Source organism: Rhodococcus sp. IEGM 1241 (assembly GCF_033142365.1).
GTDB lineage: Bacteria > Actinomycetota > Actinomycetes > Mycobacteriales > Mycobacteriaceae > Rhodococcus_F > Rhodococcus_F erythropolis.
Map to the genome: position 1 here is coordinate 133,462 of NZ_JAWLSE010000004.1, position 17,612 is coordinate 151,073.

Genomic DNA, 17,612 nt, shown 5'->3' on the forward strand with positions numbered 1-17,612 from the left:
ACCGTCCGACCGTTATGGTTGGATTTCGAGCCGGCACGGCCCGAAGTGAGAGGACCACCACGCGTGACAATCAGCGCTACCCCCGTCGTCGGCTCAGCAGCCGGGGGCGAGTATTCATTCAACGTTGCTCCCGGCTCGATAGTGGAGGTTCGGGATGAGGAATGGTTGGTGTCCTCCGTCGAACCGACGTCAGACGGATACGTAGTGCACGTGTTGGGTCTCTCCGACTTGGTGCGCGACACAGAGGCATCGTTTTCGACTGCACTGGATGAAGTTGTGCCGGTCGATCCCACAGACGTAACGGTGGTGGCCGATACCTCGGATAAATTCCGTAGATCACGGTTGTGGCTCGAATCGATGCTCCGCAAGACCCCGGTGGCGATTGCCGATCCCAGCCTCACGACTGCGCACAAGGCACTTGCCCGGCCACTCGAATACCAGTACAAGGCTGTTCGTCAGGCGCTGGATCCTGACAACCTTCGCCCGCGCATACTGCTTGCCGATGCTGTCGGTCTCGGGAAGACACTTGAAATCGGGATGATTCTGTCGGAATTGGTCCGGCGTGGTCGTGGTGATCGCATCCTCGTCGTGACTCCGAAACACGTCCTCGAGCAGATGCAGATGGAGCTGTGGACTCGGTTTGCTCTGCCGTTTGTCCGCTTGGATTCTGCTGGGATTCAACGCATTCGACAGATCCTTCCTGCGACTCGCAACCCGTTCACTTATTACAAACGGGTGATCATCTCCATCGATACCCTCAAGAGCGACCGTTACCTCAACCACCTTCGTAAGCAGCAATGGGACGCGGTGGTCATCGATGAATCCCACAACGTCACCAATGTTGCCGCTCAAAACAACCGACTCGCCCGGCTGTTGGCGTCGCGGACTGACGCGTTGATTCTTGCGTCGGCAACTCCGCACAACGGTCGTGCCGAATCGTTCGCCGAGCTGATTCGCATGTTGGACCCCAGTGCCGTGTCCCCGTCAGGTGAGTTGGATGCCGAGCAGGTCAAAAAGCTTGTCATTCGTCGCCATCGCCATCATCCCGATGTTGCCAGCGAAGTCGGTTCGGATTGGGCGGAACGTCAACCACCACGCAATATCACGGTGGATGCCTCGGCCGCTGAAGACGCAGTAGCCCGCGAACTCGAAGATGTGTGGCTCTGGCCTGAAAAGGGGCAGTCGCCGTATTCGGGTTCGACGCGGTTGTTTCCGTGGGTGCTCGCGAAAGCATTCCTGTCGTCTCCGGATGCGCTGACGCAGTCGATCGTCGAACGACGAAAGCGGTTGGACCCGGAGGATGCAAGTGCAGCAAGGGAAATCGCGGCGCTCGATCATCTCGGCGAGTTGGTGGCCGCTACACCACTGCGCGAGTCTGCGAAGTACAGAAAGCTCCTCGACTATCTTGCGGAAATCGGCGTCAAAAAGAACGGCGACACCCGCGTTGTCGTGTTCGCGGAGCGCGTCGCGACGCTGAAGGCACTTGCACAGGCCCTCTCGAAGGACCTGACGATGACTCTCACCGAGGGGCGCGACCTTGGTCAGGTGACGGTATTGCACGGTGGACTCAGCGACGTCGAGCAGCAGGACATCGTCGAATCATTCAAACTCGAGTCATCACCCATTCGAATTCTGGTCACGGGTGACGTTGCGTCCGAGGGCGTCAACCTACACTCGCAGTGTCAGGACATGGTGCACTACGACATTCCCTGGAGCCTGATTCGAATCGAGCAGCGCAACGGGCGCATCGATCGGTACGGGCAACGGCATCGCCCTCGGATTGTGACCTTGCTACTGACACCGTCGACGAAGCACTTTGCGGGTGACGTGAGAGTTCTGACGCGCTTGGTGGAGCGAGAACACGAGGCGCACAAGGCCCTGGGCGAATCTTCTTCGCTGATGGGAACTTACGACGTTGCAACGGAAGAAGAGGCCATTCGTCAAGTTCTCGCCGGCGAGAAGTCCCTGGATTCCGTGGTGAAGACCGTCGATCAGGTGACCTCAGGCGGTGGCCTCAGTGGTCTTCTTGCCCAAATTGGTGCTGCCAGTGTAAGCCTGGACGCATCGTCATCGCCGGTGCCCACCGAGCCGCCGACAAGCGGCGAGGCATCTACCAGTTTGTATTCGTCCGAGTTCGAGTATCTTTCTGATGCCTTGGAGGAGTTCGTCGGAACGCCGAGTAAACCAGCGCCGAATGGTGTGTCCTGGACTGTGCACAAGGCGCAGTCGATTGCCAGTCTCACCCCGCCGCGTGACCTGAAGCAGCGATTGCAGGTTCTGCCGCAGTCGTATCTTCGGGCGCGGTCGGTCACCGAGACCTATAAGCTGGCGCTCACAGCACTGCGGGGCGAGGAAGAACTGCGCGCTGCGCGGGCAGGGGAGTCGACGTCGACGTGGCCCGAGGCGCATTTCCTTGCGCCCCTTCATCCGATTCTTGATTGGGCTGCAGATCGGTCGCTCGCAGATCTGGGTCGACGGCAGATTTTCGCGGTCTGCGGGGCAGTGCCGGATACGACGGTGCTGGTCCAGGTAACGCAAACGAATACACGTGGGCAGGTAGTCGCTGCGTCGTTCTACACCGTGGCGTTCCCTGATGTGAACAATCCAAGTTTCGGTCTCGCATCTCCGCACCCGAGCGCGGCTCATGCAATTGCGGTACTTGGCCTCGCTGATATCAACACCGCCGCTCTCGGCAACGTCGAAGCCTTGCAGCTACTGGTTGCTGCAGCCGTTCGTGCCGCAGATTCTGCAGCCGAAGAACACGCAGGCGCGATCAGGGACGAGACTCGGCAACGAGTGAGTGAATGGACTTCACGCGCCGAACGGTGGACCCACGAAGCTGACGCGCTGATCCAACGTGACGAGTTACGTCAACGGGCAGATCGAGTGTCACACGAGCGAGAAGTCGCCCAATCCATGAATCCCGACCGCCGACTTGTCCGTCCGCTACTCGTCGCGGTGCCGGACAGTTCGATGAGTCAGAATGTAGCGACGACAGGGAAGAGTCTCTAGTGAGTTCAACATCTGATGCCCTGATCGTCGGTGAGGACTTTGTCAGCGAGCATTACTTCACCACTGACGCGACATCTCAGTCGTTCAACGCGCGAGTGATCGATCGGCGCAAGCAATGGGAGTCTGAAAAGGCCGACGGGCAACCAACTGCGCGTTCGCGTTTCACCGCGCAACGTGGTGATCTGACGCGAGACTTCTTGGGCTTGGGTGAAGCTGCGGACCAGCAAACGCTGATTGAGCTCTACTCGAACCTTCGCTCGGTACTCGGGTACGAAGGTGTGCGCTGGGAGATTGTGCGAATTGGTGGAACCGACACCGAATCGGGGCCGGCGCTTGCGGTCCGTACTCGCGGATTGACCGGGCCTGCACCGTTAGTGATCGTCGAAGGTAGGGCGGAGCTCAGCGTCGAGCAGTTGATCGCCAAGGACGAGAAGACGCTGCGAACAGTTTTCAGGACTGGCGACGAGGATGTTCCCGGCGAAGATCTGGCGTCAGTGGCACAATTGCTGTCCCACCTGTCGACGGCGGAAGACGGTCCACAATTCATTCTTGTTCTCGCTGGGTCCCAGGCCCTGATCACCGAACGAAGCCGCTGGCTCGAAGGTCGCTACCTCGCGGTCGACCTGCAACTGATCTGCGAGCGAAATGATGACAAACGAGGTGGTGAGACGGACCGAGCATTAACCTGCTTGGCGGCAGACTCGCTTGCTCCCGATGCCGAAGGCAATATTTGGTGGGCCGGGGTGATCGACGAGTCCGCCAAGCACACCGTTGGAGTGTCCAAGGACCTGCGCGAGGGCGTTCGGCTGTCGATCGAGCTCATCGCCAACGACGTCGTCACTCGGCGAGCCATGCAAGGACTGGCTCCACTGGCAGATTCGGTCGCGCAAGAGCTTGCGGGACAAGCGCTTCGCTACCTGTACCGCATCTTGTTCCTCCTGTACGCCGAGGCCCGGCCCGAGCTCGGCGTACTACCAACAGGTGAGCAGACGTATGAGCGCGGCTACAGCCTTGATCGTCTCCGCGAGCTGTTACTCGTCGAGCTGGTCACACCTCGGGCCGAGAACGGTACGCATTTCCACGATTCGTTGCACACCTTGTTCGAACTTGTAGACATAGGTCACGACGGGTTGTCCGGTGATGCATCGAGAACTGAAGGGCTCACCTTCAGACACCTCAAGGCTGATCTATTTCGGCCGATCGCAACGGCTTTCGTCAATGAAGTCAAGCTGAGTAACTCTGCCGTGCAGAAAGTGCTTCGGAATCTGTTGTTGAGCAAAGAATCTCGGGGAAGAGATCGCGGCTTCATTTCCTATGCAGACCTCGGAATCAATCAACTCGGCGCGGTGTACGAGGGGTTGATGAGCTACACAGGCTTCTTCGCGAAGGACGCGCTGTACGAGGTTGCGAAGAACGGGGATCCCTCCAAAGGATCATGGGTCGTGCCGGAGGGGCGAATCGACGGCATTGTCGAGTCCGACTTCGTCACTGTGAAAGATGAGCTCACCGGGGAGCCGACCAAGGTTCGACATGAGCAGGGCACCTTCGTGTTTCGTTTGGCAGGCCGCGAACGTCAGCAATCGGCCTCGTACTACACCCCTGAGGTGCTGACGAAGTTCACGGTGGGGCAGGCCCTCGAAGAACTGCTCGATCAGGATGGAACGAGCACTTCCGCCGAGGAGATTCTTGGTCTCACCGTGTGTGAACCTGCCCTGGGGTCAGGCGCTTTCGCTATCGAAGCAGTGCGCCAGCTAGCCGATCAGTACCTCACACGGCGTCAGCGTGAGCTGGGCGAGCGTATTGACCCTGAGGAGTACCCAACTGAACTGCAACGTGCAAAGGCGTACATAGCCCTTCATCAGGTGTACGGCGTGGACCTCAATGCAACTGCGGTTGAGTTCGCCGAAATCTCGCTATGGCTGGACACCATGGCGCGCGATCTGGACGCACCGTGGTTCGGATTGCATCTAAAGCGTGGCAATTCACTCATCGGTGCCAGGCGTGCTCTTATTCCGAGTGGGCAATTGAAGTCTCGGGGATGGCTCGATGCCACGCCGATCGACGTTCGCCTTGCGGACAACCTGCTGGGCAAGCCGATTGGCGTGGTGGACGGTGTCCACCACTTCTTGGTGCCGACCAGCGGCTGGGGTTCGACCGTCGAGGCCAAGGAAGCAAGAGAGCTCGCGCCAGACGCTCTGGCAGATCTGAAGACATGGCGGAAAGAGCTCAAGCCCCAGCCGACAACTGCCCAGGTTCGCAAACTCAAAGAGCTCGCCGGCCGTGTGGAGACATTGTGGCTACTGGCACACAAGCGCCTCGAGATCGCGGAGCGGGAGATCCGTCGGCCGATTCCAGTGTGGGGACGCGAAACCGAGAGCGCAGAAACCGTTGTCACGCGCGATCTGATCGAAGCGTCTTTGGCGGACGAGAATGGGGCATATCGGCGTTTACGTCGGGTGATGGACGCCTGGTGCGCGTTGTGGTTCTGGCCGCTGGTCGACGACGACGTTACGGTAAACGGCGATCTCGTACAGCCTCCGACCCTGGATCAGTGGATCGAGACTTTGACCGGTCTGCTCGGCACCCCCATCGGAGAGTCGAAGCCGGAGAAGAAGCACGGCCAGCTCAATTTGTTCACAATTCAGTCCTGGGACGAGCTCGAGGCAGTTGAGTCCAACGAACTGCTATTTGCGAAGGCTGTCAAAGTTGATGAGCTGAAGAAGAATTCACCCTGGCTGGTGGTGGTGGAGCGCGTATCCGCTCGGCAGGGGTTCTTCCACTGGGAACTCGACTTCGCTCCAGTCTTTGCCCGCGGAGGATTCGACCTTCAGGTTGGCAACCCGCCGTGGGTGCGGCCAGACTTTGATGAGAAGGCCGCCCTCGCCGAATTCGATGTACGGTTTGTTCTGGAGAAAAAACTTGAAACCGGTCGGGCGGAGCATCTCAAGAATGATGTGCTGAGGGACTCCGTCGCATTGCAGTTCTATGTGGATCAGCATTGTTCGATGGTTGCAACTCGAGAATTCATTTCCAGCCGAAGCCAATTTCCTAATCTGGGGGGGTTGAGGCCAGATCTCTATAGGTGCTTCATGGAGAAATCTTGGGTTAATAGTTCACGCCGTGGAACGATTGGACTTATCCACCTCGAGTCCCATTTTACCGATGAGAAAGCAGGTGCGCTTCGGCGTGTTACGTATCAAAGGCTGCGCAGGCATTGGCAGTTCATTAATGAGCTGAAGTTATTTGAAATTCAGAACCAGAAATTGTATGGCGTTAACATCTACGGAAGGAGTATGCATTCGCCGCGATTCCTTCAGGCTGTATCTCTATATCACCCGGACACAGTCGAACGCTCTCTTGTACATGACGGGTCGGGCCCTGAGCCGGGTATTAAGGATTTAGACGGGAATTGGGATCTGCGGCCCCATCGGGATCGGATAATTAGCGTCGATGAGAGCACCCTTGCCTCCTGGAAAAATGTTCTTGAGGCTGCAAATGTTCCACTGAATCAAACTCGCATGGTATACACGGTTAATCGGTCGTCGGCAAGTATTCTCAATAAGCTAGCTGCTTTGCCGCGGATTGGCGCTATGAATCCAGTATTCTCACTGGGCTGGGATGAGGGTGCTGATTTTAAACGTGGGTATTTCGAAAAGGGTTGGGGCTATCCTGATTCGTGGGACGATACGATCTTGCAAGGGTCACATCTGTTCGTTGGGAATTCATTCTACAAGGCGCCGAACCCTACTATGGCAAACCACCGGGACTGGAAGGCTGTAGATCTAGAGGCGCTAGCCGCTGACGCAATTCCGATAACTTCATATAAGCCAAAAGGAAGACGCTCTGTATACGATTCTGCGTTTACAAGTTGGGATGTTTTCACCCCACAGGGGGAGAAAATATTTGTCCAGGCGCACCGTCAGTATCGAACCGCTTGGCGCGCAATGGCTGCAAACAGTGGGGAAAGAACCCTTATTTCTGCCATAATCCCGCCTGGTCCAACCCATGTTGACGGTGTGCACTCGCTTGCAGACTCTTCGCTTTCCTTGCGGAACTTAGTTTGTTTGCAGAGTGTGCTTTCGGCATTGGTGTCAGACTTCATGGTTCGAGTTGCGCCTAAGTCTTCGATTCGATCGGGCGTGATTAATAGAATCCCGTTTATTTTGAACGCGGATATATCTGCGGCCCTGATTCTTCGTTCAGCTCGGTTAAGTTTCATTACGGACGCTTACTCGGACATATGGGCGACGTGCTTCGAGCGCGGCATGACACTCGACTCATGGGTTGGTGGACTCGCACATGCACGACGTAGGCCGCTGGGCGACGTTGGCCCAATCTGGACCCCAGAGATTTCATTGCGAATTTCCGCAGACCGACGCCAGGCAGCGGTCGAGATTGATGTGTTGGTTGCTCTCGGGCTCGGTCTGACTGCGGACGAGCTGTGTACGATTTACCGCACACAATTCCCGGTTCTCTATGGATACGACCGCAAGACATACCTCTACGACATCAATGGTCGACTCGTGCCCAACGAAGTCCTCAGTGTGTGGCGCAAGAAGGGCGACGCGATCAACGAGGACGAACGCACTGCCACAAACCCGACCGGCAACACGTACACCTACGAATTGCCATTCCAGTTCCTGGACCGCGAAGCGGACATGCGCGAGGCATATACGGAATTCGAACGCCGACTTGGCATTACGGGCGGCACGGCAGTGGGTGCCAACTGATGGCCTCTGAACTTCTGCCGCTCTCGCAGGCCGAGCGCATCACTGCCAGCCTGCTCGACTACCTCGGCACTACTTTCGCACTTGCGGACCCCGATGCACGACGTGAATTGGATGCGTTTCTCGAACATCCCTCAACCGGGATGTTTCGCGGACCGTATCTGCGGCTGCGCATGCCATTTCGGCCTGCCGAAGACGGCTGGCGAGACTCCTTGGAATGGTATGAGGGGTTCACGCCGTACGGCCATCAGGCCGCCGCCTTCGAGCGGCTCAGTAGCGCGAACCTAGGACCTGACAAGTCGCGGCCGTTGCCCACTCTCGTTACGACGGGTACCGGTTCGGGAAAAACCGAAGCATTCCTCTACCCGATTCTCGATCACGTTCTGCGTGCTAAACGCCAGGGCGTGACTGGCACCAAGGCGATCATTCTTTACCCGATGAACGCGCTGGCAAACGATCAGGCGCAGCGCCTTGCCGGTTTGATCACCGAGCACAAGGATCTCGGCGGAATCACAGCCGCGCTCTACACCGGTGAAGCTGGTGCAACCCGGACGACCGTCGGGCCGGACGGGTTGATCAGCGATCGCGACGTAATCCGAAGCGTCGCACCGGACATTCTGCTGACCAACTACAAAATGCTTGACCAGCTGCTGCTCCGTCCAGCTGATGCAGAACTGTGGCGACAGAGTGCTCACAGTCTTCAATATCTGGTTCTCGACGAATTTCACACCTATGATGGTGCTCAGGGCACCGACGTATCAATGCTGTTGCGCCGTCTCGGAATGACTCTCAAGAGTTATTGGGTTGACGGTGACACCGGCATCTCCGACGAAGACCGCGCCCGCCCACTAGGACGCGTCACGCCGATCGCGACGTCGGCGACTCTGGGAGACGGCAATGACTCCTCGACCATGCTCGATTTTGCCCGCACGGTCTTCGGTGACGAATTCACGGCTGAATCGGTGGTCACCGAATCTCGAGAATCATTGCAGGAGTGGTCAGATGGTGCTGCCTCGCGAATCGCTGAAACCGGGATCACCGTTGCACAAATTGACGAGAAACGACTTCGAGAGCTCGCATCTGCTTCCAGTGTGACTGATCCTGTTGACGTATCGCGGGCTGCACTTCGGTCGCTCTACAGGGTGCCGAATGGATTCGAAGACGACGCGATTGATGGTCTCGGCCTCGATTTGATTCGAGCGCATCCAGTATTTCATCGAATTGTCGAACGCTGCGAATCAGCAGTTCCCATTCTCAGTTTGTCTGATCCTGAGTTGTTTGCAGGCACAGACGAGTCCCTCGCGTCAGCCCTCGCGCGCATCGACCCGAACATCAGAGCCCAGGCCCTGCGAGCGCTGGTCACGACTCTCAGCCACGTGCGTGCGGTTTCAGGACGCACCGCACCATCGGTAGACGTCCATCTCTGGGTTCGGGAGCTCACCCGGCTGGATCGGGCAGCATCGGGGGCACCCCAGTTCGCCTGGGGCGACGACGGTCTACTGCTCAGCGACGATTTTCATGACGATTCACTCGCGGCTCCGTACCTTCCCGCGCTCTACTGCCGGCACTGCAATCGATCCGGCTGGGGAATTCTACTCGCACCTACCGGCACGGATCTCGATGTCGACGACTCTACAATCCGGCGTCGCAAGCTCGCTGACGATGACCGCTTCCGGGCTCTCATCCATGCACCGGTAGAAGGGGAGGCAGCGGTTGACTCGACATCGGACTCGAGTGCTCCGTCGAAACCTACTTCTGCGTCCGAGCTTTCATGGCTGGTAGTCGACGATCGTCGCATCACTCGACAACGGCCTGCCGAATCGGTTGTTGCCGAGGGTGGCGCCGTGCCCGTGTTGGTCAACGTCGGCGACACCGCCGGTGAGGATTCGATTCGAGATGTATGCCCGTCTTGCCGTCAACGTGACGGAATCCGCTTTCTCGGTTCCGCGATCGCGACGATGCTGTCGGTATCGCTCTCGACACTGTTCGGCACCCCCGGCCTTGATCCGCGAGAGAAGCGTGCGCTGGTCTTCACTGACAGTGTTCAGGACGCGGCACATCGCGCCGGTTTCGTTCAGGCGCGATCCAGGGCTCTCACGCTACGAACTTTGATCCGTCAGGCACTCGAGGACGGCGACACCAACCTCGACGCTCTCGCCCACAAGATGATCACCATGGCGGGCAACGACCGCGCCAAGCGCTACCGACTCTTGCCTCCTGAACTCGCCGATCGGGACGACTTCTCGAAGTTTTGGAGTACCGCGCGCCTGAGTCGAGCTTCGGCGACGTTGAGTGGTTTTGTCACCAAGCGACTTCAACTTGACATAGCGATGGAATTCGGTTTGCGTGCCGGCGTCGGTCGAACATTGACGCGTACGGGGACGGCCCTTGCCGAGGTCGATGTCTCGCCTTCGGTGTTGCTGCTCTGTGCACGAGACGTGCTCGACGGGCAGGACGTGCAACTGGCATTGGACACGTACACCGATGCACAGTTGGTTCGTTGGGTCCGAGGAACCTTGGAGCACATGCGAATCCGAGGCGCGATCGCGCACGAATGGTTCGAGAAGTTCCGGACCGACGACGGCAACCGGTGGTGGATCACCGGAGGCCGCAAACGAAGTCAAGGAATGCCAGGTTTTGGCCGCGGGAACTCCGCACCGGGCTTCCCCGTACTCGGCACGGTCAACCGTCGCGACAGCGACTTCGAGCCAGTGGCGTCTGCCCGCGGTTGGTACGCAAGCTGGACGGCAAAAGCTCTTGCCGTCAGTCCAGCCGAGGGGGCAGTCCTCAGCCGACTGCTGTTCGAGCGTCTACGGCATCGCGATGTCGTAGGCGAGTTGGTAGGCGGTAGTGGAACTCGAACCTTCCATTTGACGCCGGATTCGGTTGTCGCTCGTCCGATCTCCGATAGTGAGATTTCCGGCAAGACGGTCTCGCTGGGGTGTACCAACTGCGGAGATTCGATCATCAGCGGCCACGACACCGTTGATCAACTTGTTGGTGGTCCGTGCCTGATTGCGGCTTGTGCAGGCACCCTTGAACGCCGGCGTATCGATGACAACTTCTATCGACAGATGTACACCGTTACCGACATTCGTCGAGTTGTCGCGCGTGAGCACACGTCGCTGTTGCCCGACGAAAAGCGTTTGGAGTACGAGTCACAGTTCAAAGAAACCAATCCGCCGCCAAACGCGCCGAATGTACTTGTCGCGACTCCGACACTGGAGATGGGCATCGATATCGGTGATCTGTCGGCAGTGATGCTGTCATCGCTCCCGCGCTCCGTCGCGTCGTATCTACAGCGAGTCGGCCGTGCAGGTCGACTGACTGGTAATGCGCTTGCCTTGGCATATGTGACCGCACGTGGCGATCAACTGCCACGCTTTGCCAATCCGGACGCGACGATCAACGGCGCAGTCCGACCGCCGGCAACGTATCTGGATGCTGAAGAGATTCTTCGTCGGCAGTTCATCGCTTCGGTCGCCGATCGATTGGCACGCCTGAAGAATGTGCCACATCCGAGAACCACCCCTGACGCTCTCGGGTCGACCGGACCGAAAACCTACTTGGGCACTCTCATATCCGATGCCGAATCACATTCGACGCTCTATGTGGACGAGTTCGTGGCCGGTTTTCAATCGCTGGACGGCGAGGTAGTTGAGCGACTGCGCGACTTTGCCACACCTCAGAGTGGGCCCGAGAGTAGCGAATTGGCGTCCCGGTGCCATAGCGCGTCGATGGAATGGAACCAACGCATCGAGACGCTGCAGCACCGAAAGAAGGCAGTGGACGCGGTTGTTCCACAACTTCATGCAGCAGCGCAGAGCACAGTGGCCACAGATGATGACAAAGTTGCGTACCGTACCGCTCTCGCCGCCCAGCGACTGGTCGGCACGCAACTCGCGTCCCTGCGGTCCGAATACTGGATCAGTGCGCTGGAAGCGTTCGGGCTTTTTCCCAACTACACGTTGCTCGACGATTCGGTGACCCTCTCGGTCTCCGTCAACTGGATACATCCTGAGACTCAGGAATTCGAACACACCGAGTTCGAGCTCACCCGAGGATCCGCCCAGGCCCTACGCGACTTCGCACCCGGATCCACCTTCTACGCAAGTGGATTCGCTATTGCCATCGACGCCGTCGACCTCGGCGCCGAGGGTGACGCTGTGCACGAGTGGGCTTGCTGTCCCGCTTGCGGTTTCATCGCCGACCTGGGGGACGGTGCGCAGCCTCCGGCGACATGTCCGCGTTGTGGAACAGCAGCAATTGCGGATATCGGCCAGCGCCTCCCCGTCGTAGAACTCTCGAGTGTGTCGGCCGTCGTTCGACGTGAAGAAGCTGCCATCGACGACGGCAAAGAAGAACGAATTCGTAACCCGTTCACGATCATTACTGCTGCGGATATCGACCCGGCCTCCTTTACCCGCCGTTGGTTCGTCGAAGGACTCGGCTTCGGAGCGACACATCGTCGTTCGATGACGATCCGATGGATCAATACCGGAGGCAGCCGTAGCGGTGGGTCGTCGCGGATTCTCGCGGGCGGCGAGATCGAGTCTGCAATGTTTCGGGTGTGCTCGGAATGCGGAAAGCTCGACACGGACACGCGGCGCAACTCGCCGAGTGAACACCGTCCCTGGTGTTCGTATCGCAAGGCATTGGAAGAGTCGACGCTCTCGATTGCATTGGCGCGGTCATTGACCACCGAAGGACTGGTTTTGCGGTTGCCGCCATCGGTGACGTGGGGCGATTCCTTTGCAGTTCCATCCCTGTCCGCGGCGCTGCTACTCGGGTTACGTGAACGAATCGGCGGAGATCCGGACCATCTGCAGATCGTGGCTGTGGTCGATCCTGCCGTGAACGGCGAAAACCGACCCGGTCTGCTGCTGCACGACATCGTCCCCGGAGGTACGGGATACCTCGCTGATCTTTCCGATCCCAGTACCGTTTGGGACGTACTGAGAAGGGCGCACGCTGTCGTCGTATCGTGCGAATGCCAGCACGAAGGGAAGCTTGCCTGCGAAAAGTGTCTGCTACCGTTCGCGTCGTTCACCGAGGTCAAATTCACGTCGCGGAGTGCTGCTGCACGTCACCTGCGGTCGCTGTTGCTCGGCCGGGAGGTGTCAACGGACGACAACAGTCCGATTCCGGATGCGATGCCATGGAGCATAACTTCGGATGAACCGCCTATGGTCGATCTGGAGTCGAACCTCGAACGGCGCTTCCGGGTCGTGTTCGCCGAGCGTCTCCGGGCGCTTGGCGCGACGATCGTCGAGAAACCGACCGACAGAGGCGTCGCGTGGGACGTGGCGCTCGGATCATCCAACAGATGGAGTCTGAGGCCCCAGGAAAATATCCTGGGAAGCAAGCCGGACTTCGTTCTGACGTCAGCAACACCGGGTGTTCCTCCGACCGCGATCTTCACCGACGGATGGCAATTCCATGCCAGCCCTTCGAAAAATCGGCTTGCGGACGACGCGGAGAAGCGACGCAACCTACGTGAAGGTGGCTACCAAGTCGTCGCCGTGACGCATCAAGATCTCGAGGGTAAACCATCGACGTCACCGATCTTGGCCGCCGAGCGCGTCCCGGGGTTGCTGCAGATGGCGGGTGATCAGCTTGCCAAGAGTTCTGTCGACCTCGTATTCGCCACCGCCATTGATTTACTGCTTGCGTGGATGCAGAGCCCGCAAGCGCAGTCGCGGCGGAACCTTGCACATTGGCTCCCAGTACTGGCGATCATGGGAATGAGTGCATCGGCAACTCAGACCGGCGGTGCGGCACCTGCGGTGCTCGCGGGACGGCTGATCGACGGTGGTGTTGTCGCGGATCCGAATGGGGACACGATCACGTGGCGAGACCGTGGATTCGCGATCGCGGTGCGGGTCCCCGCCGGAAAGTCGCCCAACGATGCAGAGATAGCCGTCGTCATCGACGACGACGATTCTGCGTTGTCCACGGAGACACGCGATTTGTGGAGGGAATGGCTTCGGTGGTCCAACCTGCTCGAGTTGCGCCCGCTTCCGGCGGTCGTGACTACGCGCCGGCACCTGGCGTCTTCATCGATGAATCTCGGTTCGCCCGCCTCGACTGTCACGGGGGGCCCAAGTGAATCTGTGACACTGACCGGGCCTTGGCGTGAGGTGTACGACGAGGTGGTTCAGGCGGCTCAGCCGCTGGTGACCGGATTGGCGGCGTCTGATCTACCAATTCCGGAGGTCGGTGAGGAGTTCGCAGGGGTGCCTCTCGAAATATCCTGGCCTTCACTGCGAATCGCTGTCGATCTGGGTCTTGATGCTGAGGATCGCGAGGGGTTGACGGCGGCAGGATGGACGCTGTGCCCAGTGGACGCGAAGAAGGTAATCGAGCTTGTCCAAGCAGAGGGTCTTGCACAAACGCCTTCTGTGACTATTGATTCAGTGAAAGGCGAGTAGATGCCTCAGATTGTCATCGGACGTGGACTGGACAAGATCGATGGGAGTCTCCACAAGGCAACCTATGCGTTTTTGGCGAAGCTGTCGGCTAACGACGACAACAAGAGCCTGCACATTGAGCCGATCAACAACTCGGCTGATCCTCGCGCACGGACGGGAAGGGTGGACCTCTCCAATCGTGCGGTTCTGTTCAAAGTTCAAGGCAGCGGCCAGGACGCATCGTACGTATTCATCGGTACCTACCCGCACGACGAGGCAATCAAGATTGCTCAGACACAAAGGATGGCCGTCAATCCGCGTAACGGTATCGCTGAGCTACTGCCGGTCGAAAGTACAGCTCCAGCGCCGGTTTACTCAGCGCCGGTTGCAGTTTCCGAAAACCGTACGCCGTCGATTGAACAATCCTTACGCCGGCGTGAGTTCACAGCTGAAGATTTGACGGAGCTGGGACTGGACCTCGAGTTCGCCTCGGGTGCTCTGGACATCAACGATCCTGATGCATTGCTCGAGTACGCGGAGACGGCGCCGGCAACGTGGCAAGGCACTGCTCTCGTCGACATCTTCACGGGAACGTCATTGGCAGATGTCAAGGAGAAGTACGCGCTCGATACCGTCGAATCCGATGACGGTACCGAGGACGACAAACTGCTCAGGGCCCTCCGGCATCCCGCGGCGCGAATGGAATTCGCGTTCATCGAGGACAACGACGAGCTTCGCGAAGCTATCGAGCGTCCGGATTTCGCCGCATGGCGCATCTTTCTCCATCCGGAACAGCGTGCGTATGCGTTCAAAGACATCAACGGCCCCTTCCGTCTGACTGGCGGTGCAGGAACCGGCAAGACGGTCGTCCTTCTCCATCGCGCACGCGAGCTTCATCGCAAGAACCCTACGGCGCGAATCGTCCTCACAACCTACGGCGCCACCCTCGCAGAGAGCCTACGGGCGCAATTTCGCCAACTTGATTCCACCGTGACACTCGCGGCCGACATGGGAAAACCAGGTGTATATATTGCCGGCGTCGACGCCATCGCTTCGCGCGTCCTGCACAAATACGAAGGTCAGCTTGGCGGAGGTGCTGATGTAAACGGCGCAGTTGCAACAGTTCTCGGTCCTCGAACCGCGCAAGTGTTCAAGAATCAGGGTTTCGATGCATGGAAACAGGCGATCGGTGCTTACGGAGCCGATCTGCCGAATGAGTTGAAAGTGGACTCGTTCTTCGAAGCGGAGTACAGCTTGGTAGTTCTGCCGAACTCTGTCACGACGCGCGAGGAGTACTTGCGCGTGAAGCGCTCTGGACGGGGGGTGTCACTCAATCGGTCGAAGCGAAACGCGGTGTGGGACGTCATCGCCGGCTACCGAGCATCTGGAGCGGCGTCAGGTTCGACTGACTTCGACGAGAAAGCTGCCATCGCTGCAGCAGTGCTGCGTGACGGATCGTCGGCACTCGCCGATCACGTGCTCGTGGATGAATCTCAGGACTTGAGCCCGAGCCGTTTTCAGCTCCTTCGAGCCCTCGCATCTGAAGGTAAGAATGATCTGTTCTTTGCGGAGGACACTCATCAGCGGATATACGGCCAACGGGTTGTTCTAGGACGGTACGGCATCAACATTGTGGGGCGCTCGCGTCGCCTGACGCTCAATTACCGAACGACCGAACAGAACTTGCACTACGCCCTCGGGATTCTCTCTGGCGCAGAATTCACCGATCTGGGTGATCTGCCGGAGACTTCCGAGGGGTACCGATCCGCTCGCAGTGGGCCTAAACCCCAACAGATTTCGGTATCGAACCTCACCGAGCAATATGACGTCGTTGCCAAGCTCGTGAAGAGTTGGACAGCGGCTGGCACGGATGCAGAATCCATCGGTTTGCTTGTCCCCACAAAGAAAGAGGGACAAGCACTTCCGCGCGCACTGGGTGAACGTGAGACGTCTGCAACATTCGTCGACCGGAATTCATCAGGTGCCAAGGGAACTCCTCAGGTGATGACGATGCACCGGGCAAAGGGTATGGAGTTCGCGAAGGTTGTTCTCGTTGGAGTGGGAGAGAACTCGATTCCACGGTCCTATGTGGTGGATTCCCTCCCGGAGGGGGAGCGTGACGACGCGCTTCAAAGGGAGAGGTCGCTGCTGTATGTGGCTGCAACTCGAGCAAGAGACAACTTAGTCGTGGTGTGGACTGGAAAGCCTAGTGCGTTGCTTCCTGAAATAGGTTGACAAATTGGTCTTTCGGAGGCAGGCGCTCCATATCTCACCAAATACAGGAGTAGAACGAAAATGAGTGACGTTGGTGGGCAGTGGCGTCCATATCCGCTTTGGGGAGGGCGCGGAGACTGGTGCAACGAGGAAGTCGTCGGTGTTCATGCCTATACCGATGCGATCAGGTCGACTTTGGGTTCCGACTTCGACCCTGGAGGTACATCCGTCCGTAGAACGGTGGAACTCATCCCGGAACCCGGCAATCCGCATGATCGCTATGCAGTCTCGGTCAGGGCATCGAACTATTTGATCGGCTACTTGGCGCGAGAGCGGGCGATCCTGTTCCACAGTCGCTTGGCGGAGCTGATCAAGCGCGGGTTGGTGCCTACAGTGCCGGCATCGATCCGTGCTTACGACCGCAACTCTTGGGACGACACGCCAGGAACTCCAGTGGAGTTGTCTGTCTCCGTGGAGATTCAGCTCAGTGAACCGCATCTATTGATACCAGGCAACGAACCACCTGAGATCCCGTACACGCTGCTACCGTCTGGCGCCTCTGTCCAGGTCACCAAAGTCGACGACCATTTCGACGTGCTTCGGAATTTTGTAGAGCCGGAGGGCGAGCTGGAATTGCTCGTCACTTTGCATGAATTAGACGTGAGCACTGCGAGGACGGAAAAGAAGGTGGTCGAGGTCCGTGTCGACGGCCATCGCATCGGGCAGCTGACTCCGCAGACAAGTGCGAAGTTCTTGCCTGCGGTTCGTCATCTCGGAGGCCGAGGGCTCGTCACTGTCGGGAGGGGGTGGTTTCGAGGTTCATCCGTCTCTGCGCAGGTGTCTTTGATGGCGGCGAAGGCGCATGAGCTACCCGAAGACTTCTTGACCGGTGAGCCTTGGACCGTAATCGCCTTGAATCGGCCGAGCCGAATACCAGTCGACGAGGGCAGATCGGTGTGCGCCGAGCCGATTCCCACGTTCGCAATCGATATGGTGACCACCCGTCCACTGACGCCGTGGCAGCAGAAGGAAGCAACCAAGATGCTTATCGCTGCTTCCACTGCGGTTGCCTCGCGAGGCCTACCGGTTGTCGAGCCGCAGGTGGGTTCTGATTCGATCAAAGCAATTGTGTTGGAAAGCCATTCGGCTGATATCTTGGCTGCCCTGGCAGGTATCGAGGACTCGGACTTCGCATTAGCGGTCAAGTACCGGTCGCTCCAATAATTTTGGATCGACCGTTGATCCAACC

The 17,612-nt window shown here is 58.5% G+C and carries 5 protein-coding genes; all 5 read left to right on the plus strand.

Annotated elements, in window-relative coordinates; all coding sequences use genetic code 11:
* Positions 1–63: 63 nt before the first annotated feature.
* From R4P70_RS19040 to R4P70_RS19060, 5 genes are read left to right on the plus strand one after another with little or no spacing between them, the layout of a single operon-like run.
* Entirely contained in the window at positions 64–3,012 is a 2,949-nt protein-coding gene (locus R4P70_RS19040) for a helicase-related protein (protein WP_317831162.1), read from the plus strand.
* Positions 3,012–7,742, plus strand: a complete 4,731-nt coding sequence (locus R4P70_RS19045; protein ID WP_317831164.1) for an Eco57I restriction-modification methylase domain-containing protein — start codon at positions 3,012–3,014, stop codon at positions 7,740–7,742. The genes R4P70_RS19040 and R4P70_RS19045 overlap by 1 nt, the downstream gene beginning before the upstream one ends.
* The gene (locus R4P70_RS19050) at positions 7,742–14,170 is read left to right on the plus strand and encodes a DEAD/DEAH box helicase (protein ID WP_317831166.1); all 6,429 of its coding nucleotides are present in this window, start codon (positions 7,742–7,744) and stop codon (positions 14,168–14,170) included. The genes R4P70_RS19045 and R4P70_RS19050 overlap by 1 nt, the downstream gene beginning before the upstream one ends.
* A complete protein-coding gene (locus R4P70_RS19055; RefSeq protein ID WP_317831168.1) occupies positions 14,171–16,384 on the plus strand; it encodes a 3'-5' exonuclease in 2,214 nt (737 codons plus the stop codon). It abuts the gene before it with no gap.
* 60 nt (positions 16,385–16,444) lie between these two features.
* The gene (locus R4P70_RS19060) at positions 16,445–17,587 is read left to right on the plus strand and encodes an HIRAN domain-containing protein (protein ID WP_317831170.1); all 1,143 of its coding nucleotides are present in this window, start codon (positions 16,445–16,447) and stop codon (positions 17,585–17,587) included.
* The last annotated feature ends 25 nt before the right edge of the window (positions 17,588–17,612 follow it).